At 74.3% G+C, this 19,017-nt stretch carries 17 protein-coding genes and 3 tRNA genes; 3 read left to right on the forward strand and 17 right to left on the reverse strand.

Translation table 11 applies throughout. The annotated features are described in order from the left end of the window. Nucleotides 1-206 precede the first annotated feature (206 nt). The 10 genes from ACIPLC_RS04775 to ACIPLC_RS04820 form a co-directional block, all read right to left on the reverse strand. Entirely contained in the window at nt 207-1,511 is a 1,305-nt protein-coding gene (locus tag ACIPLC_RS04775; protein ID WP_400471101.1) for a hypothetical protein, read from the reverse strand. 97 nt (nt 1,512-1,608) lie between these two features. Then, a tRNA-Ala gene (locus ACIPLC_RS04780) sits at nt 1,609-1,681 on the reverse strand. 365 nt (nt 1,682-2,046) lie between these two features. Beyond that, nucleotides 2,047-2,119: transfer RNA gene (locus tag ACIPLC_RS04785), tRNA-Ala, on the reverse strand. A gap of 43 nt (nt 2,120-2,162) precedes the next feature. Then, nucleotides 2,163-2,235, reverse strand: a tRNA-Ala gene (locus ACIPLC_RS04790). A gap of 175 nt (nt 2,236-2,410) precedes the next feature. Then, a complete protein-coding gene (locus tag ACIPLC_RS04795; protein ID WP_400471245.1) occupies nt 2,411-3,058 on the reverse strand; it encodes a histidine phosphatase family protein in 648 nt (215 codons plus the stop codon). Continuing rightward, complete coding sequence (gene rsfS / locus ACIPLC_RS04800) at nt 3,055-3,513, reverse strand: ribosome silencing factor (protein WP_400471103.1); 459 nt, start codon at nt 3,511-3,513, stop codon at nt 3,055-3,057. Before rsfS ends, ACIPLC_RS04795 begins: the two co-directional genes overlap by 4 nt. Nucleotides 3,514-3,642: 129 nt before the next feature. Continuing rightward, complete coding sequence (locus ACIPLC_RS04805) at nt 3,643-5,508, reverse strand: LCP family protein (protein WP_400471105.1); 1,866 nt, start codon at nt 5,506-5,508, stop codon at nt 3,643-3,645. 12 nt (nt 5,509-5,520) lie between these two features. Next, on the reverse strand, nt 5,521-6,153 hold the full coding sequence (gene nadD / locus ACIPLC_RS04810) for a nicotinate-nucleotide adenylyltransferase (protein WP_400471107.1): 633 nt from the start codon (nt 6,151-6,153) through the stop codon (nt 5,521-5,523). Between the two features lie 124 nt (nt 6,154-6,277). Beyond that, nucleotides 6,278-6,433 carry a hypothetical protein gene (locus tag ACIPLC_RS04815; protein WP_400471109.1) on the reverse strand — a complete coding sequence of 52 codons (156 nt, stop codon included), beginning with the start codon at nt 6,431-6,433 and terminating at the stop codon, nt 6,278-6,280. A 151-nt stretch (nt 6,434-6,584) separates the two neighbouring features. Further along, nucleotides 6,585-6,731, reverse strand: a complete 147-nt coding sequence (locus tag ACIPLC_RS04820; protein WP_400471111.1) for a hypothetical protein — start codon at nt 6,729-6,731, stop codon at nt 6,585-6,587. Between the two features lie 248 nt (nt 6,732-6,979). On the opposite strand from ACIPLC_RS04820, the gene ACIPLC_RS04825 reads away from it, so the two are divergent. Next, nucleotides 6,980-8,074: a M48 family metallopeptidase gene (locus tag ACIPLC_RS04825; RefSeq protein ID WP_400471113.1), complete on the forward strand. Its 1,095-nt coding sequence runs from the start codon at nt 6,980-6,982 to the stop codon at nt 8,072-8,074. Between the two features lie 67 nt (nt 8,075-8,141). On the opposite strand, the gene ACIPLC_RS04830 is transcribed toward ACIPLC_RS04825, so the two are convergent. Continuing rightward, nucleotides 8,142-9,548 carry a DUF2079 domain-containing protein gene (locus ACIPLC_RS04830; RefSeq protein WP_400471115.1) on the reverse strand — a complete coding sequence of 469 codons (1,407 nt, stop codon included), beginning with the start codon at nt 9,546-9,548 and terminating at the stop codon, nt 8,142-8,144. A gap of 129 nt (nt 9,549-9,677) precedes the next feature. Between ACIPLC_RS04830 and ACIPLC_RS04835 the strand changes: the two genes are divergently transcribed. Beyond that, nucleotides 9,678-10,355 carry a response regulator transcription factor gene (locus tag ACIPLC_RS04835; RefSeq protein WP_400471117.1) on the forward strand — a complete coding sequence of 226 codons (678 nt, stop codon included), beginning with the start codon at nt 9,678-9,680 and terminating at the stop codon, nt 10,353-10,355. Beyond that, nucleotides 10,345-11,925, forward strand: coding sequence for a sensor histidine kinase (locus ACIPLC_RS04840; RefSeq protein WP_400471119.1), 1,581 nt, complete (start codon nt 10,345-10,347; stop codon nt 11,923-11,925). The genes ACIPLC_RS04835 and ACIPLC_RS04840 overlap by 11 nt, the downstream gene beginning before the upstream one ends. Nucleotides 11,926-11,931: 6 nt before the next feature. On the opposite strand, the gene ACIPLC_RS04845 is transcribed toward ACIPLC_RS04840, so the two are convergent. The 6 genes from ACIPLC_RS04845 to obgE form a co-directional block, all read right to left on the reverse strand. Further along, nucleotides 11,932-12,990: a hypothetical protein gene (locus ACIPLC_RS04845; protein WP_400471121.1), complete on the reverse strand. Its 1,059-nt coding sequence runs from the start codon at nt 12,988-12,990 to the stop codon at nt 11,932-11,934. 116 nt (nt 12,991-13,106) lie between these two features. Then, nucleotides 13,107-13,685: a hypothetical protein gene (locus tag ACIPLC_RS04850; RefSeq protein WP_400471123.1), complete on the reverse strand. Its 579-nt coding sequence runs from the start codon at nt 13,683-13,685 to the stop codon at nt 13,107-13,109. 121 nt (nt 13,686-13,806) lie between these two features. Further along, a complete protein-coding gene (locus ACIPLC_RS04855; RefSeq protein WP_400471125.1) occupies nt 13,807-15,129 on the reverse strand; it encodes a glutamate-5-semialdehyde dehydrogenase in 1,323 nt (440 codons plus the stop codon). Between the two features lie 158 nt (nt 15,130-15,287). Beyond that, the gene (locus ACIPLC_RS04860; RefSeq protein ID WP_400471127.1) at nt 15,288-15,812 is read right to left on the reverse strand and encodes a hypothetical protein; all 525 of its coding nucleotides are present in this window, start codon (nt 15,810-15,812) and stop codon (nt 15,288-15,290) included. A 168-nt stretch (nt 15,813-15,980) separates the two neighbouring features. Beyond that, nucleotides 15,981-17,117 (reverse strand): glutamate 5-kinase, encoded by a 1,137-nt coding sequence (gene proB, locus ACIPLC_RS04865; protein ID WP_400471129.1) that lies wholly within the window; start codon nt 17,115-17,117, stop codon nt 15,981-15,983. 400 nt (nt 17,118-17,517) lie between these two features. Next, complete coding sequence (gene obgE / locus ACIPLC_RS04870; protein ID WP_400471131.1) at nt 17,518-18,999, reverse strand: GTPase ObgE; 1,482 nt, start codon at nt 18,997-18,999, stop codon at nt 17,518-17,520. Nucleotides 19,000-19,017: the final 18 nt, after the last annotated feature.

Consider the following 19,017-nt stretch of genomic DNA (forward strand, 5'->3'; position numbering starts at 1 on the left):
GGTTCGCATGGGCTCAGGGTACCGCAAGCAGGTCAGCGCGCTCCCGGGTGTCCACCGGGGCCGGACGGCACCCGGCCCGCCCCGCACGGGCCCCACCGACCGCCCTGCCGCGCGCAGACCGCCCCGCCGTGCACGGGCCTCACCGCCCCGCCGACGCCGCCCTCACCGCCCTCACCGCCCTCACCGCCCTCACCGCCCCGCCGCCCTCACCGTCCCGCCGACGCCGCCGCCCTCGTCGCCGCGTCGAAGTCGCGCAGCGCCCGCGCCAGCCGCTCGGACTGCATGCCCGCCGCGAGCGCCCGGGCGAGCGACGCCGTACGGGCGGCCTCCCGCTGGTCGCCGAGGCGCCGGTGGGTCTCGGCGAGGCGGACCATCAGCAGCGCCTTGGACCGCCCGCGGCCGGCCCCCAGGCCGGCGACGGCCTCGGCGAGCAGCGCCTTGGCCATCCGGTGCTGGCCGAGTGCCAGGCGGCCCTCCCCCACCATCCCGGCGAGTTCGGCGCGGGCCTCCGCCGTGCCGGGCACGCCGTCGAGTTCGGCGAAGGCCCGGGCGGCGGCGGCCTCGGCCTGTTCGGCCTCGCCCCGGCGGCCGTGCGCGCGGGCGATCCGGCCGAGTTGCCGGGCCCGCCCGGCGGGGCTCAGTACGGAGCCGTGCCGCGCCAGGGCCGTGTTGAGCGCGGCGACGGCGTCCAGGCCGCGCCCGCCGGTGCCCTGGGTGGCGAGCACCACCAGGCCGCCGAGCACGGCGACGCCGAGCCGGGCGTCGCCGCTGACGTGGGCGGCCCGCAGGGCGGCGACGAAGGCGCGCTGGGCGGCCGCGTCGTGGCCGAGGTCGTACGCGGCCCAGCCGGCCAGCCGGGCGAGCCGGCTGGCCGTGCCGTACAGCTCGCGGCCGACCCGTTCGTCGTAGGCGCCGAGTTCCAGCAGCTTGGCCAGCATGGCGAGTTCGGCCCGGGTGGGGCCGAGGACGAGTCCGCCGCCGCAGGAGCGTTCGAGCCGCTGCTTGCTGCGGTAGGACAGGCCGAGGTCGCCGACGAGGCCGGGGTCGATGCGCAGCGCGCCTTCGCCGCCCCCGACGGGCGGGGGCGGGGAGGCGAGCCGTTCGGCGGCCTGGTCGAGGTCGGCGCCGCGGAAGAGGTCGGTGAGGCGGACGGGCCCGGCGTCGGTGGCGGCCTCGCGCAGCGCGGTCTGGGCCGTGTCGGCGGTCCACGGGTCGGTGAGCAGCCGGGGAGAGAGGATCTTGGCGCCGCGGTGGCCGCCCATCCGGCCCCAGAGCTGCTCGTAGGTGACGGCGATGCCGAGGGTGCGGCTGAGCACTTCGCAGACGGTCTGGTCGTGCGGGCTGCGCGGCACCATGCCGCGGTCGCGCCACTTGTAGGGGGCGGTGGAGCTGATGGCCAGGCCTGGCGGCAGGGCGAGGCTCACCTCGCGGGCGAGCCGTTCCGGACTCCAGCCGAGCTGGTGCAGTATCCGGGCCAGTTCCTCGTTCCGCCTTCGCTCCAGATCGGCCATGGCACGACGGTAGCGGTCTTTCCGGCTCTCCCGCCGGTGGCATGAGCAGAACGCCGAAGGGCCGCCTCCCATTTCGGGAGGCGGCCCTCGACTGCTGTGGAGCTACGGGGAATTGAACCCCGGACCTCTTGCATGCCATGCAAGCGCTCTACCAACTGAGCTACAGCCCCTTGACCTGCGATGTCACCGGGGGCTTTCGACCGTTTCCGTCCGGTTTCCCTCGGCGACATCGACTACTTTACACGGTCCCGGGGGTGCTCCACGAATCCGTTCCCCGGGGCCGGCGTTCCCGTTGCCCGGGGCCGGCCTTCCCCTTCCCCGGGGCCCGCGTTCCCGCCCCTCAAGGTCCACGCTCCCGCTCCCCGAGGCCTGCGCCCCACCCCGCGCCCGCCACCCGCCACCCGCCACCCGCCACCCGCCGACTCGGCGGCCGGGACCGGAGCCGGGGCCGAAGCCGGCAGGCCCCCGGAGCAGCGCCCAGCGCCCGGCAACGCGAGAGGCCGCCACCCGATGGGTGACGGCCTCTCGACTGCTGTGGAGCTACGGGGAATTGAACCCCGGACCTCTTGCATGCCATGCAAGCGCTCTACCAACTGAGCTACAGCCCCGCGACACGGGCGCTCCTGATCGAACAGGATCACTGGTGCGGAGTGGAGCTACGGGGAATTGAACCCCGGACCTCTTGCATGCCATGCAAGCGCTCTACCAACTGAGCTACAGCCCCGCACTCACCGGATTTCCCGCTTCCCTTCCGGGCCGCGTTCCTTCCCTGCGAACGAGGAAGACTCTAGCTGGTCAGGCCCGGAACTGCGAAATCCGCCCCTGCAAAGCTCCTGCGAGCCCCCGGGCAAACCCCCTGCGTGCCCGCCACCCCACCCACCCCACGACGCGCCCGTCGCTCAGGTGTCGTCGCCGATGACCGGCTGCGGGAGCGTGCCCGCGTTGTGCTCCAGCAGGCGCCAGCCGCGCGCCCCCTGCCCGAGCACCGACCAGCAGCAGTTGGACAGCCCCCCGAAGCACTCCCACTGGACCGGGTCCAGGTCCAGCAGCCGCCCGAGCATGGTGCGGATGGTGCCGCCGTGGCTGACCACCACCAGCGTCCCGTCCTCCGGCAGCTTGTCGACGGCCTCCAGCACGACCGGCACCGAGCGGTCGGCGACCTCGGTGGCCAGTTCGCCGCCGCCGCGCCGCACCGGCTCGCCGGCCGCCCAGGCCGCGTACTCCTCCGGGTGGCGGACGCGGATCTCGGCGTTGGTCAGGCCCTGCCAGGAGCCCGCGTAGGTCTCCCGCAGGCCCTCGTGGTGCTGCACGTCGAGGCCGGTGACCTTGGCCAGCTCCTCGGCCGTGCGCTTGGCCCGGGTGAGGTCGGAGGAGATCAGCAGGTCGGGGCGCAGGCCGGAGAGCAGCCGGGCCGCCCGCTGGGCCTGCAGGACGCCCTGGCCGGTCAGTTCGATGTCCGTGGTGCCCTGGAAGCGGGACTCCAGGTTCCAGGAGGTCTGACCGTGGCGCCAGAAGACGATGCGCGGTCCCCGCCCGTCCCGGCTCAGTGCAGGTCCTCGGGCTTGCCGAAGTCGTCGGCCGGGGCGACGGCGTTGCCGGCCTCGTCGGTGTGGGCGTCGGGCCGGTTGCGCGAGGCCAGGGCGTCCTCGGGCAGCGGCAGCTCGGGGCAGTCCTTCCAGAGGCGGTCCAGCGAGTAGAAGGAGCGCTCCTCGGAGTGCTGGACGTGCACGACGATGTCCAGGTAGTCGAGCAGGATCCAGCGGCCGTCGCGCTCGCCCTCGCGGCGCACCGGCTTGATGTCCAGCTGCTCGCGCAGCTGGTCCTCGATCTCCTCGGCGATCGACCGGACCTGGCGGTCGTTGTTGGCGGAGGCGATCAGGAAGGCGTCGGTGATCGACAGCACCTCGCTGACGTCGAAGGCGATGATGTTGTGCGCGAGCTTGTCGGCCGCCGCCTGCGCGGCGACGGTGATGAGCTGCTGGCTGTGGTCGGTGACGGTCACGGTGTTCTTCCGGCTCGGCGGCTTGGGGGCGACCCCTGGCTCCCGGCCGGGGGTCGCCTTCCAGGATCTCACGCCGCCCGGGCGGCCCCGGAACGCTTTTCCGGGGCCGCCCGGGCCGGAGGCCGCGGCCTACTGGCTCTTCGGCGGCTGGTAGTCCTTGCCGAGCACGACCACCAGGTCCGCGTTCTGGGCGTCGCCGACCTTCTTCGCCGCCGTGTCCGGCAGGCCGAGGCTGATCGCCAGCGACTTCGCCGCGGCCTGCCGGGCGTCGTCGGTGTAGCGGATCTCACTGGTGGCCTGCGCCGCGGTCTTGGAGCCGCCGGGCAGGAAGGTCAGGCCGGAGTTCACGATCTGGACCTGTGCGGCGGCCGCCGCCTGGTCGTTGCCGGTGGCGTCCTGGAGCGAGACCCGGGCGGGGGCGTCGGCGGAGGCCGCGGACTTCACGGTGCCGCCGAGCACGTCCTTGACCTGCTTGCCGGCGGTGGCCTCGTCCAGGCCGCCGTCCGGTTTGACGGTCAGCGCGGTGGTGCCGAGGTGGCCGTCCTTCGCCTGCTGGGCGAGCTGGGCGAGCACCCCGGCGAGGGCGTCCTCGGGCAGCGAGGGGTCGAGCACCGCGTTCATCCGGTGCACGTCGTCCTTGGCGTCCTTGAACTCGGTGGGCATGGCGCGCACCAGCGCGTCCATCACCTGCCCGAACCGGGCCAGTTGGGCGTCCCGGTTCTCGCCGGACGCCTGGAGGGTGGCGTACGCGACCGCGGCCTTCCCGTTCAGCAGGGTGTTCTTGCCGGCCGCGGACAGCAGCTTGCCGTCCGGCTTGCCGCCCTCGTGGGTCTCGGCGTTGGTGTCCACCCGGACGCCGCCGAGCTGGGAGACCAGCATCTCCAGGTAGGGGGTGTCCAGCCGCCAGGTGCCCGCGACCGGGGCGCCGAGCACGGTGGACAGGCCGTCGCGGGTCGCGGAGGCGCCGATGCTGTCCATGGCCTGGCCGACGGTGGTGACCGGCGGGTCGCCGGGGCCGGGCAGCCGCAGGGTGTCGGGCAGCAGCAGCACGGTGCCCTTCTTCCCGGTGGAGTCGTTGACCAGCAGCGCGCTGGAGACCTTGCCCTGGAGGTCGCGCAGGTGGAGCACGTTGACCTGGCGCGGGCCGGCCGCGCTCGCCGCGGTCTGCTTGTCGCCGGTGAACCAGAGGTAGCCGCCGGTGCCGGCCGCCGCGAGCGCCACCACCGCGCCGAGGCCGATCAGCCGGTTGCGCAGCCGGCGGCGGCGCTCAGCGCGCACCTCGCTGCGGGACTCGGCGAACTTCAGCCAGTCGATGACGTCCTCGGACTCCTCCGCCTCCTCGTCGACGAAGGTGAACTCGTCCGTGGGGTAGTCGTCCTTGGCCGCCTTGCCGCCGGCCTTGCCGGCCCGGGCCCCGCCGACCAGTTCGGACGGCGGCTCGGGCTTGGCGTCCGCCGCCCCGGCGGCGGGCCGGGGCACGCGCGGGCGCGACGGCGCGGGGGCGACGGGCGCGGGGGCGACGGGCGCGGGGGCGACGGGCGCGGGGGCGACGGGCGCGGGGGCGGGCGCGACGACGGCCTCGGGCCCGGCCGCCACCGGCTCGCCCGCCCCCGGCGCGGCCGGGTAGGCCTGCTGCTGGTAGCCCCCGCCGGCCTCCGGCCGGGGGGACCCCCATTCCCCGTACGCCGGGTCCTGGTAGCCGTAGCCCCCCTGCTGCTGGTACGCCTGCACGGGCTGCCCGTACTGGTCGTACTGCTGCTGCTCGTACTGCTGCTGCGGGGGCTGCTGGTACGCCTGGTACGGCTGCTGCTCCTGGTAGCCGTACGGGTCCTGGGCGTACACCGGCTGCCCGTACTGGTCGTACTGCTGCTCGTACTGCTGTTGCGGAAGCTGCTCGGGCTGCTGCTGGTAGCCCTGGTACTGCTGGTACTGCCCGGTCGACCAGTCCTCCGGCTGCTGCTGGTGCTGCTGGCCTCCGCCGCTTCGCTCAGTCACGCCCGCTCCTGGTCAGGTCCGGTGCGGCGCGTAGAGCGCCCGCTTGTCGATGTAGCGGACCACGCCGTCCGGGACGAGGTACCAGACCGGCTCGCCCTTGGCGACCCGGTTGCGGCAGTCCGTGGAGGAGATGGCCAGCGCGGGGACCTCGACCAGGGAGACCCCGCCGACCGGGAGCCCGGCGTCCGACAGGATGTGTCCCGGGCGGGTGCACCCGATGAAGTGGGCGAGCGAGAAGAGCTCTTCGGAGTCGCGCCAGGACAGGATCTGGGCGAGCGCGTCGGCGCCGGTGATGAAGAAGAGGTCGGCGTCCGGGTGCTCGGCGCGCAGGTCGCGCAGGGTGTCGACGGTGTACGTCGGGCCCTCGCGGTCGATGTCGATCCGGCTGACCGAGAACTGCGGGTTCTCGGCGGTGGCGATGACCGTCATCAGGTAGCGGTCCTCGGCCGGGGTGACGTGGCGGTCGCTCTTCTGCCACGGCTGCCCGGTCGGCACGAAGATCACCTCGTCCAGGTGGAACGCGCTCGCCACCTCGCTGGCGGCGACCAGGTGGCCGTGGTGGATCGGGTCGAAGGTGCCGCCCATCACCCCGAGGCGCTTCTTCACCGGTTCCGGTCCGCCGGGATTCCCGGCCTGCTCTCCCATGCCGCCACACCTTACGCGACGCCCGTTACGGTGCGGGAACGCCCGGGTGGGGGTTGTCCGGAGACGCGTGAGGGAGCGGCCGGCCGGTGCGCCGGACGCTCCCCGAGCGGCCCCGGGAGGCGGCTCAGCGGTCCCGGTTGAAGCGGGTGGTCACGAAGAGCAGGAGCGCCAGGATGAACAGTGCGGCGCCACCCGTCAGGTACGGGTTCAGGCTCTCGTGGTTGCCCCCCTCGCCCTCGGCGAGCAGGTTCAGGACGGGGAGTGCGGCGGCAGTGTTCATGGTCGGCGGGACCTTCTCGGCTCGGGTGAACGGACCAGGGGTTCTTCCGGGCCGATGAAGGCCCACCTGTCATCGTACGGGGGCTTACCCGGCAACCGCTCGGCGGCCCACCGCCGCTGACCGGGCGTGAGCCCGAGCGGGGCGACGGTGCTCAGTTGCCGCGGAAGGCCCGCGCCATGATCCAGACCAGCAGGCCGACGCCGACGAACGACGCCACCACGATGATCCGCAGGAACAGGCCCGGACCGGCCTCGTCCGAGATGGGTGCGGCCAGGCTGACAAGCGCGTCGGTGGACATCTGCGGGGCTCCTCGAACTGCTCGGTACCGCGGCCGGGTCCGGTCTCGGTTCTCCAGGGCATTCAGGGTAAACCGGCCTCACGCCGGCGCCGCCCACCGGCCCCTGCGGCGTGGCCCGGCCCGCGCGTACGCTGGCCACGGGGACGAGTACGCAACCGCGGACGTTGCAAGGACAGTCGTTGCAGGCGAAGACCAGCGGGGGCCGGCCGCCGAGCCGGGGCCGCCGTCGACCAGGAGGTACTCAGACCATGACCGACCCGACCGCGAAGACCCCGAGCCGACGGCGCCAGCGCTTCCCCGACATCTCCACCCGCGCCTGGGAGCACCCCGCGGACCGCTCCGCCCTGGTCGCCCTGCGCAAGCTCACCGGCTTCGACGAGGTCCTGAAGAAGCTCGCCGGGCTGGTGTCCGAACGCTCGATCCGGCTGATGTTCCTGGCCACCGCCGTGAAGACCTCCGAGCGCCAGTTCCCCGAGCTGTACGACATGGTGCGCGACGCCGCCTACGTGCTCGACCGGGAGCAGGTCCCGGACCTGTACGTCACCCAGGACCCGACGGTCAACGCGTACTGCATCGGCATCGACACCCCGATCATCGTGATCACCAGCGGCCTGGTCGAGCTGCTCGACGAGGAGGAGCTGCGCTCGGTCATCGGCCACGAGGTCGGCCACGCGATGTCCGGCCACGCGGTCTACCGGACGATGCTGATGGTCCTCACCAACATCGCCACCCGGGTCGCCTGGATACCGCTCGGCAACCTGGCGATCATGGCGATCGTCACCGCGCTCAAGGAGTGGTTCCGCAAGGCGGAGCTGTCCAGCGACCGGGCCGGCCTGCTCGCCGGGCAGGACCTCCAGGCGTCCATGCGCGCCCTGATGAAACTGGCCGGCGGGCACAACCTGGCCGAACTGAACGTCGACGCCTTCCTGGAGCAGGCCGAGGAGTACGACAAGGCCGGCGACCTGCGCGACGGCGTCCTCAAGCTGCTCCAGTTGCTGCCGCAGAGCCACCCGTTCGCGGTGGTGCGGGTCGCCCAGCTGAAGAAGTGGGCGGAGAGCGACGAGTACCGCTCGATCCTGGCCGGCGCCTACCCGCGCCGCGCGGACGACCCGGACACCTCGGTCGGCGAGCAGTGGAAGGCCGCCGCCGACCACTACACGACCTCGGTGAAGGAGAGCAAGGACCCGCTGATGGGCCTGATCCGCGACGTGGCCGGCGGCGCCGCGACCGTCGGCGGCAAGCTCCGCGACACCTTCGCCGACACGTTCACCGGCGGCTCCCGCGGCGGTTCCGCCACCCGCGAGGACGGCCGCACCGACCGGGGCGAGCGCACCGACGGTTGACCCGCGCGCCCGCGCCGACGGCCGGTGCCCCCCGCCCGGGGTCACCGGCCGTCGGCCTGCCGGGCGCCTACCCCCGCTGCCAGTGGTACACCACCACCCCGGCCCCCGCGGCCACCCGCCGGTAACCGCCGCCGTCGACCAGCCCGGCCAGGAACCGCCGCTGCTCCTCCTCCGGCACCGGGAAGTCGTCCAGCTCGTCCAGCACCGCCACCCACTCCGCCACCGGCCGCCCCCAGCCGCCCGGCCCGCCCGCCCCGCCCGGCCCGTCCGGCGGCGTCAGGTACGGGAACAGCGACACCGTGCAGCGCCCGGTCAACTGCGGCGCCAGGTGGTTGGCGGCGGCCACCCGGGCGCCGTCCGGGACGACCGCCAGCACCCGGCGCACCTGCGCCGCCCGCCCGTCGCCCCGCCAGGCCTCCCCCGACAGCACGCCCGCCACCGGGCCGGTGGCGGTCAGCGCCACCGTGACGGCCAGCATCCCCGCCGCCACCGGCAGCCCCCGGCCCGGGCGCAGACGAAGGCGCGCCCCCCGCAGCAGGCCCGCCCCGTGCAGCCCCGCCGTGAACAGCAGTGGCATCAGCACCGCGTCGTAGTGCTGCCCGGTGCGCCAGAACGCCGGATTGACCACCCAGAACCGGGCCGCCAGCAGCACGCCCGGCAGCAGCACCAGCGGCGAGCGCAGCGCCAGCAACGTCGGCGCCAGCAGCAGGAGGACGGTCAGCGCCTTGACCTCCGGGAACAGCAGCCGGACCACCGGGTTCCCGCCGCCGGGCTCCCCCATGTGCGCGTACGTGTACTCGCCGCCCGGGTTCACCCCCGGGATCACCACCAGGGTGACCAGCAGCCCGGCCGCCACCGCCGCCAGCACGGTGGCCGCCCCCAGCCGGCGCCGCCCGCGCCACCACACGTAGCCGCCGACCGCCGCGACCAGCAGCGCCTGGTCCTCCTTGACCAGCAGCAGCGGCAGCGCCCACGCCACCGCCGGGCCGTACCGCTCCCGGGCCAGCGCCACCACCGCGGCCGCCGCGAGCGGCACCGCGAAGGCCACCTCGTGGAAGTCGAACGCCACCGCACTCTGCAACCCCGCCGACAGCCCGTACGCGACCCCGGCGACCGCCCCGCCCGCCGGCCCCAGCACCCGCACCCGCACCGCGTACGCCGTCACCGGCACCGCGGACAGCGCCACCAGCAGCGCCTGCGCCACCAGCAGCGTCCCGGCACCCGGCCAGAGCCGGTAGAACGGCGCCAGCACCGCCAGCACCGGGCTGAAGTGGTCGCCCAGGAGGTTGAAACCCGCGCCCTTGAGCGCGACCACCGGCGCTTCGAGCCGGGAGTAGGCGCGCACCGCCTCCTCGAAGATGCCCAAGTCGAAACCCGAACTCTCCAACCGGGCGTGCCGGGTGAGCGAGACGGCCGCGTACAGCGGGGCGAACAGGGCGGCCACCGACCACGGCAGCACACGTCGGAAATCCATGGTCCGGACGCTAGGAATTCCGCACTGAAGGGAAACTGAGGAAAGCTGAGGAAAACTTCAGCTCGGATATCCCGGGCAAGCCGGTCAAGGCCGTTGCGGGAAAACGTAATTCCACCAAGGATGGGCGTCATGCGGCTACTGATCGTCGAGGACGAGGAGCGGCTCGCGCAGTCCCTGAGGCAGGGACTGGCGGCCGAGGGATACGCGGTCGACCTGGCGGCCGACGGCGTCCAGGGGCTCGAACTCGCCCTCGTCGAGCCCTATTCGGTGATCGTGCTCGATCTGATGCTGCCCGGCCTCAACGGCTTCAAGGTCTGCCGCGAACTGCGCGGCGCCGGGAATTCCGTACCGATTCTGATGCTCACCGCGAAGAACGGCGAGTACGACGAGGCCGAGGCGCTGGACTGCGGCGCCGACGACTTCCTCAGCAAACCGTTCTCCTACGTCGTGCTCACCGCCCGGCTGCGCGCCCTGCTGCGCCGCGGCGCCGTCGCCCGCCCACCGGTGCTCGCGGTCGGCGCGCTGCGGATCGACCCGGCGGCCCGCCGCTGCACCGCCGCCGACCGGCAGGTCCGGCTCACCACCAAGGAGTTCGCCGTGCTGGAGTGCCTGGCCCACCGACCCGGCGAGGTGATCCCCAAGGGCGGCATCCTGGACACCGTCTGGGACGCCGCCTTCCGGGGCGACGTGAACATCGTCGAGGTCTACATCGCCGCCCTGCGGCGGAAACTGAACGTGCCCGGCATCGGCTGCCGGATCGAGACGGTGCGCGGCGCCGGATACCGGCTGGTGCCCGATGCGCACTGACCGCCTCCGCCCGCTGCTGCGCCCCTGGCACCGCTCCTCGCTCCGCATCCGCGCCGCCCTCGGCGCGGCCCTCGCCTCGGTGCTGGCCTTCTCGGTGGCCAGCCTCTGGGTCGGCGGCGCGGTCCACGACCAGTGGACGGCCGTCACCGAGAAGCAGGCCGAGCGCAGCATCCAGCTCGTCACCCACGACATACCCGGCGGTTCACAGACCTGGGTCGAATCCCTGCAGGAGTCCTTCGCCCTGGTCCTGGCGGACGGACGGCTGGCGTTCCCGGTCCGCCCCTGGGATGCCGGTCGCGTCTGGAACGACACCCGCACGAACGTCTCCTGGGTCCAGGCCAGCACCCTGCTGGAGGAGTACGCCGGTCTGCCGGTCGAACCCTTCACCAAGATGCCGTCCTACCCCCAGAACGCCAACCCGGGCCGCACCGACCGGATCCGGATCCACCTGCCCGTCCACACCCGGCTGTGGCACCCGCCGCGGAGCGGCCCCGACCTCACCGGCCGGGACGTCACCCTGCTCAAGCGGATCACCGACCAGGCGTCCTCGGAGGCGCTGGAGAAGTACACCGGCATCGCGGGCCTGCCGGCCCAGCGCGTCACCGTCTACCTGCTGGTCAACCCCACCGCCGCCGACCAGGCCGAGGACCGGACCACCGGCATCCTGCTGCGCTACGTGCTGCCCGCCGCGACCCTGTTCACCGCCCTGATCGCCTGGCTGGTCACCGGCCTGGCGCTGCGGCCGGTGGAGTCGATCCGCCGGGGCATGGCCCGGATCGGCGCCGGCGCCTTCCACGAGCGCGTCCCGGTGCCGCCCTCGCGGGACGCCATCGCGCGGCTGGCCGAGACCACCAACACCACGCTCGGCCGCCTGGAACACGCGATCGACGAGCAGCGCCGGCTGGTCTCGGACGCCTCGCACGAGCTGCGCAGCCCACTGGCCGCGCTGCGCAACTCGCTGGAGGTGCCGCTGGCCCACCCGGCGGGCGTGGAGTGGCCGCAGGTGGTGCGCGACGCGCTCACCGACACCGAGCGGCTGCAACTGCTCACCGACGACCTGCTGCTGCTCGCCGCCGTCGAGGAGCCCGCCGGGCCGCTCGGCGGCGAGCCGGTGGACCTCGCCGACCTGGTCGGCGAGCAGATCGGCGAACGCACCCACCTGCCCTCCGGCGGGCCCGCCTTCCTGGCCGTCTCCCTGGAGCCCGCACCCGTCCCGGGCAGCGAACTGCGGCTGGGCCGGCTGGTGCGCAACCTGCTCGACAACGCCGCCCGGCACGCCCGCACCGCCGTCGCCGTCTCGGTGACCGTCGAGGACGGGCACGCCGTGCTGACCGTCACGGACGACGGCCCGGGCATCCCGCCGGAGGACCGGGAGCGGGTCTTCGACCGGTTCGTCCGGCTGGACGACGCCCGCTCCCGCGACGCCGGCGGCGCCGGCCTGGGCCTCGCCCTGGTCCGCTCGATCGCCCGCGGCGTCGGCGGCACCGCCGCCTTCACCGACCCGCCGTCGCCCGGCCCGGGCGCCCGCGCGGTGGTCCGAATCCCGCTGGCCCCTGAGGGCACGCCCTAACACGCCCTAAGGCGCCAACACCCCGCACACCTGCCAGGCCGGCTGCGCGTGGTTGCCCGGGTCGATCGGCGCCGGCGGCGGGACCTGGGTGCCCTGCGGGGTGGCCAGCACCGGCTGGAGGAAGCCGGCCATCGAGGTGGTGCAGGGCTCCGGCCCGGCCTGGATCACCGAGTCCACCAGCCGCAGCTGCGCCGAGGCCAGGTCGACCCGGTCGAACTGGAAGGTCAGCTGCCGCCGGACGGTCTCCAGGGTGACCGGCGCACCGGCCGGGGCCCCGGCCGGCTTCAGCGCGTAGACGAAGGTGTGGTCGGTGGTGATCTGCAGCGTGCCGCCGTCGGCCTCGTCGATCCGCATCGCACCGGTCACCTTCACGGTGTCGGCGGCCAGCGCGACCTGCGCCGGGTCGAAGCGGACCACCCAGCCGGTCAGCGCGTGGTGCCGGTCGTCGACGGGCTGGGTCACGCTGGCGTCGAACTGGGCCTGCTCCCCGGGGGTGACGAAGGCCCGCACGTCGGCGGTCGCGCCCTGGACGAGGGTGGCCGGGGCCAGCGAGGAGGCCACCAGGTAGCGCTGGACGGTGTCGAGCGCCTTGGTGACCTCGACCCGGCTGAAGTGCCCGGTGGCGGCCCCGGTCGGGGTGCCCAGTCCGATCGCCCCGTCGCTGTACCCGACCGGCAGCGCGGCGAACGGGTTGGCCGGGTCGGCGACCGGCCGGACCACCGAGGCCGGGCTCAACGCGACCAGGCTGACGGTCAGTTGGCTGCCCTCGGGCCGGGCCGAGATCCGGTTCGGCGAGCTGACCCCGAAGTACACCGCGGCCCCGAAGGCCAGCAGGACGAGCAACAGCAGGGCGAGCGCCTGCCGGGGCACACTGCCCAGCGGGCCGAACCGCACCCGCGGCCGGGTGGCCCGGCCGAAGGACCCGGCCAGCCGCTCCTGGGCGGACAGCTCCTGGATCCGGGCAGCCCGGACGAACGATTCGTCGAAGACGACGGACCGGTACTCGTCCTCATTGCCGGAACCACCGTCGGGCGCACCCTCAGGAGGCTCTCGCGGGTCACCCATGACACCAGGGTAAGACGCACCCCCGCCCCGCCACGAGAGTGCTCCCGCAGATTCCCGGGAACGCCCCGCGACCACCCGCCCCGGCGCGCACCACCCCCGGAGCGTGTCCTACGGCGTCACCCCGCGGGTGCGGTGACCACGAGCGACGGCTCGGCCGGCGCGGGCCCCGGGTCGGTCCCGGGGCTGCTGCTGCCGGACTCCGGGCGCCGGGGCGCGCCGGAGGAGCCGCCCACGCCCTGGTAGATCGCCGCGACCGCGACCGCCACCAGGCTCACACCCATGATCACGGCGAGCACCCAGGCCACCGGCCGGTGCCAGCGCTGCTGGGCCACGTACCGCCCGCGCGCACGCACCGGGTCGTAGCCGCGTCGGCGGCGGCCCGGGCGGCCGGTCGCCCGGCCGGGGCCCGACCAGGGATCGGGGTAGAGATGGTCGTCGTCGCGTCCGCTCGGGTGCGGGCGCAGCTCCAGCGGCAGCCCGTCCCCGGCCGTGACGTCATAGCCCCAGCCCGGGCCCGCGGTGTCCGGCTCGAACCGGGCCTCGGCGGCGGCGAGCTGCCGCTCCTTGGCCGTCGGCTCGTGCACGGCGGCGGACCGGACGAAGGCCTCATCGAAGACCACGGTGGCGAACTCGTCGTCCGCACCACCGTGGTCGGCGCCGTCGGGGTACGGCGAGCCCCCCACATCGTCAGCCACGGCTTCAGCGTATTACCGGGCGGCCGATTTGTCTGTGGCTCATCGCAGTTGGTCCGTCGCACGTGTGACGCGGACCGCTGCGGACCGCCCCGGCCCGGCCGGCCCGCCGCGCGGGCCCCGCTCAGCGCGCGTCCGCGTCCCCGCCCACGGTCTGCGTCGCCTCGCCGCGCACGTGCCCGTCACCAGTGACGATGTACTTGGTGCTGGTCAGCTCGGGCAGACCCATCGGGCCGCGGGCGTGCAGCTTCTGGGTGGAGATGCCGATCTCCGCGCCGAAGCCGAACTCGGCGCCGTCGGTGAAGCGGGTGGAGGCGTTGACGGCCACCGTGGTCGAGTCGACCAATCGGGTGAACCGCCGGGCGGCGGCCTGCGAGGTGGTGACGATCGCCTCGGTGTGGCCGGAGGACCAGCGGCGGATGTGCTCCACGGCGGCGTCCAGCGAGGGCACCACGGCCGCGGCCAGGTCGTAGGACAGGTACTCGGCGCCCCAGTCCTCGTCGGTGGCGGGCACCGCGGTGGCGGCGCTGCCCTCGGCGGCCTTGAGCACCGCGTCGTCGCCGTGCACGGTCACCCCGGCCTCGGCGAGGGCGGCGAGCGCGAGCGGCAGGAAGGCGTCCGCGACGTCCTGGTGGACGAGCAGCGTCTCGGCCGCGTTGCAGACGCTGACCCGCTGCGCCTTGGAGTTCAGCAGGATGCCGACGGCCATCGCCAGGTCGGTCTGCGCGTCCACGTAGACGTGGCAGTTGCCGGTGCCGGTCTCGATCACCGGCACGGTCGAGCCCTCGACCACCGTACGGATCAGCGAGGCCCCGCCGCGCGGGATCAGCACGTCGACCAGACCGCGGGCCCGCATCAGCTCCTGGACGGAGTCCCGGCTCTCGCCCGGGACGAGCTGGACGGCGTCGGCGGGCAGCCCGGCCGCGGCGACCGCGTCCCGCAGGACGGCGACCAGCGCGGTGTTGGAGCGGTAGGCGGAGGCCGAGCCGCGCAGCAGCACGGCGTTGCCGGACTTGAGGCAGAGCGCGGCGGCGTCCACCGTGACGTTCGGCCGGGCCTCGTAGATGATGCCGACCACCCCGAGCGGCACCCGCACCTGGCGCACGTCCAGGCCGTTGGGCAGGGTGTAGCCGCGCAGCACCTCGCCGACCGGGTCGGGCAGGCCGACGACGTCGCGCACGTCGGAGGCGATCGCGGCGATCCGCTCGTGGTCGAGGCTCAACCGGTCGATCACCGACTCGGCGGTGCCGGCCTCGCGGGCCCGGGCCACGTCCTCGGCGTTGGCCGCGGTGATCTCGGCACTGCGGGCCACCAGGAAGTCCGCGATCGCCAGCAGCGCGGCGTCCTTCGCCTTGCGCGGCAGCGGGGCGAGCGCGGCGGCGGCCTCCCGGGCTCGGCGCGCTACGGCGAGGACGGGGCTGTCGGCGGTGGCGAGGTCGCTGGTCATGCGCCAAGGGTAGCGACTGCGCCGGGGCCGCCGAGCGGCCATTTCGCCCGGTGAGACGGCATCTCCCCCTGCGGCCCACCCGCCTCCGGGGCGCCCCCGGGAGCCGGCCCGGCCCCTCGGTACGGGCGCACCCCGCCCAGGTACGGGCGCATCCCGCCTCAGTACGGGTGCACCCCGCCCAGGTGCGGCGGCGGATCACCGAAGCCCTCCGCCACCCGCTTGTGGTACGTCGCCCGGTCGACCACCTCCAGGCCGACGATCTCCCACGGCGGCAGGTTCGCGGTGACCTTGTGCTCGCCCCACAGCCGCAGCGCGATCGCCGCCGCGTCGTGCAGGTCCCGGGCCTGCTCCCAGTACCGGATCTCGGCGTGGTCGGCGGCGTAGCGGGCGGTGAGGAAGAACGAGTGGTCGTGCGCCAGCCGCTCCAGCGAGGCGCGCAGCGAGGACAGCGGGGTGACCTGCCCGGACACGCTCAGCACCACGTGCCAGAGCCGGGCCTGCTCGGGCACGGTGGGCGGCTCCCCCGCGTCCGCGCGCTGCGACCACGGCCTGCGCATCGCGCCGGGCCCCTGCGGCGGCGGACCGGCCGGCTCGGCGGGTCCGTCCCCGCGTCCGCCGTCGATGCTGGTCAGCCGCCGGCCCGCCGTCCCTGCGGTCAGCGCTGCCTCGCGCCTGCGTTCCACCGGCGGCCTCCTGTTCGGCGATGTCGTGTCGTCCCCCATACCGGCCCCGCCGGCCCGCGGCCGACCGGTACGGCTGCACCGCTCCTCGCCCGCGGCCGGGCCGCTCCCCGTGCGGAGCGGCCCGCCGACCTCGCTCTGCCGGTCGGCCCGAACCGGCACACCGGCCGGTCAGCCGCGCAGAACGACCAGGTCGTCGCGGTGGACGACCTCGCGCTCGTACGCGGCGCCGAACTCCTGGGCCAGGTCGCGGGTGGACCGGCCGAGCAGGCGGGGCAACTCCCTCGCATCAAAGTTGACCAGTCCGCGAGCCACGATGTGGCCGTTTTCGGCAAGAAGGTCCACCGGATCACCCGCCGCGAACTCCCCGTCGACCTTGGTGACCCCGGCGGGCAGCAGCGAGGCGCCGCCGGAGACGACGGCCGTGACGGCGCCCGCGTCGAGGTGCAGGGCGCCGCGCGGGCTGCTCGCGTGGGCCAGCCAGAGCATCCGGTCGGAGGTGCGGCTGCCGGTGCGCAGGAACAGGGTGCCGGTGCGCCGTCCGGCCAGCGCGTCGGCGGCCTGGCTGGCGGCGGTGAGCACCACCGGGATGCCCGCGCCGGTGGCGATCCGGGCCGCCTCGACCTTGGTGACCATGCCGCCGGTGCCGACGCCGGCCTTGCCCGCGCTGCCGATCTGGACGCCGTCGAGGTCGTGCGGGCCGCTCACCTGGTCGATCCGGCTGGTGCCGGGCCGGGCCGGGTCGCCGTCGTAGAGGCCGTCCACGTCGGAGAGCAGCACGAGCAGGTCGGCCCGGACCAGGTGGGCGACCAACGCGGCCAGCCGGTCGTTGTCCCCGAACTTGATTTCGGCGGTGGCGACGGTGTCGTTCTCGTTGACGATCGGCATCGCGCCCATCGCCAGCAGCTGGTCGAGGGTGCGGTAGGCGTTGCGGTAGTGGGCGCGCCGGCTGGCGTCCTCGGCGGTGAGCAGCACCTGGCCGACCCGGATGCCGTAGCGGGCGAAGGAGGCGGTGTAGCGGGCGACCAGCAGGCCCTGGCCGACGCTGGCGGCGGCCTGCTGACGGGCCAGGTCCTTGGGCCGCTTGTCCAGGCCGAGCGGGGCGAGGCCGGCGGCGATGGCGCCGGAGGAGACGAGGACGACCTCGGGCGCCTCCGGGCGGCTGCGCACCTTGGCGAGCGCGTCCACCAGGGCGTCGACCCGGTCGGCGTCCAGGCCGCCGGCCGCCGTGGTGAGGGAGGAGGAGCCGACCTTGACGACGATCCGCCGGGCGGTCAGCACCTCCTCGCGCAGTGAGTCCTCGCTCATCTCGCTGTACGCCCTTCCGGTGTGGTGCGGGTGCGGCGGGCCGGGCCCGGCCGTCAATCCCGAAATCTACGCGATCCGCGCAGGTCGCCCGCAGGGTGTTTCACCGGCTGGACCCGCCCCGGTCACGGCGCCGCCGCAGCCGCCACGCCGGTCCGGACGGCCGGTATGGTCCCTGACCGCACGCCGGATCGGGGGACGGCTTCCTGCCCGCCGGACCCATTCGTCCTCGACGCTTCCCGTCACCGACCCGACCGTCCCGCTGAAGCTCCGGACCGCCCGGGCGACGTGACGCTCCGTCAGATCCGAGCGACGACCGGACACGCGAACGGCCCCCGCCACCCCGGAGGGTGGTGGGGGCCGTTCGCACCGACCGGCTCGGGGCGCACCCCGGCCGGCCGGGTCACTCCTCGTCGTCGTCTTCGCTCTCGACGGCGACCTGGCGACCGCTGGACAGCGCCTCGAAGGCGAGGAACTCGGCCTCGGCCGCGTCCCGGCCCTTCTCCTTCTCCCGGCGGCGGTCGACCGCCGGGCGCGGGCTCTCCAGGCGGTGGTCCTCACCGCGGCGGCCGAGCATCTCGGCGCCGGCGGCCATGGTCGGCTCCCAGTCGAAGACGACGGCGTTCTCGTCCGGGCCGATGATGACGGTGTCGCCCTCGTGCGCCCCGACCTTCCACAGCTTGTCCTCGACGCCGAGGCGGGCCAGCCGGTCGGCGAGGTAGCCGACGGCCTCGTCGTTGGAGAAGTCGGTCTGGCGGACCCAGCGCTCCGGCTTGATGCCGCGGATGCGGTAGGCGCCGTCCTCCTCGGTGATGGTGAAGCCCTCGTCGTCGACGGCCTTGGGCCGCAGCACGATCCGGGTCGACTCCTCGACCGGCTTGGCGGCGCGCGCCTCGACGACGATCTGCGCCAGCGCGAAGTTCAGCTCGCGCAGGCCCTTGCGGGAGGCCGCGGAGACCTCGAACACCCGGTAGCCGCGCTCCTCCAGGGACTCCCGGGTGAGGTCGGCGATGTCCTGGCCGTCCGGCACGTCCACCTTGTTGAGCGCGACCAGGCGCGGGCGCTCCTCCAGGCCGCCGTACTCGGCCAGCTCGGCCTCGATGGTCTCCAGGTCGGTCAGCGGGTCGCGGCCGGGCTCCAGGGTGGCGCAGTCCAGCACGTGCACCAGCACCGAGCAGCGCTCGACGTGCCGCAGGAACTCCAGGCCGAGGCCGCGGCCCTGGCTGGCGCCGGGGATCAGACCGGGCACGTCGGCGATGGTGTACACGGTGTCGCCGGCGGTGACCACCCCGAGGTTGGGGATCAGGGTGGTGAACGGGTAGTCCGCGATCTTCGGCTTGGCCGCCGAGAGGACCGAGATCAGCGAGGACTTGCCGGCGCTCGGGTAGCCCACCAGGGCCACGTCGGCGACGGACTTGAGCTCCATCACGATGTCCCGGGCCTCGCCGGGCTCCCCGAGCAGCGCGAAGCCGGGCGCCTTGCGGCGGGCCGAGGACAGCGCGGCGTTGCCGAGGCCGCCGCGGCCGCCCTGGGCGGCGACGAAGCTGGTGCCGTGCCCGACCAGGTCGGCCAGCACCTCGCCGTTGCGGTCCAGCACCACGGTGCCGTCCGGCACCAGCAGGACGAGGTCCCCGCCGTCCGCGCCGGTGCGGTGGCCGCCCGCGCCGGGCTTGCCGTTGGTGGCCTTGCGCTTGGGCGAGTGGTGGTACTCCAGCAGGGTGGTGATCTGCGCGTCGACGGTGAGGATGACGCTGCCGCCCTCCCCGCCGTTTCCGCCGTCCGGGCCGCCGAGCGGCTTGAACTTCTCCCGGTGCACGGAGGCGCAGCCGTGGCCCCCGTTACCCGCGGCGACGTGAAGTTCGACGCGGTCCACGAAGGTGGTCATGGTGTGCCTCCAGTGTGC

Source organism: Kitasatospora sp. NPDC086801 (genome assembly GCF_044745805.1).
Lineage (GTDB): Bacteria > Actinomycetota > Actinomycetes > Streptomycetales > Streptomycetaceae > Kitasatospora.

What these genes read in the sequence shown, in the direction of transcription:
- nadD (WP_400471107.1), bottom strand. Translation starts at nt 6,153, where the DNA reads ATGGGAGAGCAGGCCGGGAATCCCGGCGGACCGGAACCGGTGAAGAAG.
- ACIPLC_RS04835 (WP_400471117.1), top strand. Translation starts at nt 9,678, where the DNA reads ATGCGGCTACTGATCGTCGAGGACGAGGAGCGGCTCGCGCAGTCCCTG.
- ACIPLC_RS04815 (WP_400471109.1), bottom strand. Translation starts at nt 6,433, where the DNA reads ATGAACACTGCCGCCGCACTCCCCGTCCTGAACCTGCTCGCCGAGGGC.
- ACIPLC_RS04830 (WP_400471115.1), bottom strand. Translation starts at nt 9,548, where the DNA reads ATGGATTTCCGACGTGTGCTGCCGTGGTCGGTGGCCGCCCTGTTCGCC.
- ACIPLC_RS04840 (WP_400471119.1), top strand. Translation starts at nt 10,345, where the DNA reads ATGCGCACTGACCGCCTCCGCCCGCTGCTGCGCCCCTGGCACCGCTCC.
- ACIPLC_RS04845 (WP_400471121.1), bottom strand. Translation starts at nt 12,990, where the DNA reads ATGGGTGACCCGCGAGAGCCTCCTGAGGGTGCGCCCGACGGTGGTTCC.
- ACIPLC_RS04820 (WP_400471111.1), bottom strand. Translation starts at nt 6,731, where the DNA reads ATGTCCACCGACGCGCTTGTCAGCCTGGCCGCACCCATCTCGGACGAG.
- obgE (WP_400471131.1), bottom strand. Translation starts at nt 18,999, where the DNA reads ATGACCACCTTCGTGGACCGCGTCGAACTTCACGTCGCCGCGGGTAAC.
- ACIPLC_RS04855 (WP_400471125.1), bottom strand. Translation starts at nt 15,129, where the DNA reads ATGACCAGCGACCTCGCCACCGCCGACAGCCCCGTCCTCGCCGTAGCG.
- ACIPLC_RS04775 (WP_400471101.1), bottom strand. Translation starts at nt 1,511, where the DNA reads ATGGCCGATCTGGAGCGAAGGCGGAACGAGGAACTGGCCCGGATACTG.
- proB (WP_400471129.1), bottom strand. Translation starts at nt 17,117, where the DNA reads ATGAGCGAGGACTCACTGCGCGAGGAGGTGCTGACCGCCCGGCGGATC.
- ACIPLC_RS04825 (WP_400471113.1), top strand. Translation starts at nt 6,980, where the DNA reads ATGACCGACCCGACCGCGAAGACCCCGAGCCGACGGCGCCAGCGCTTC.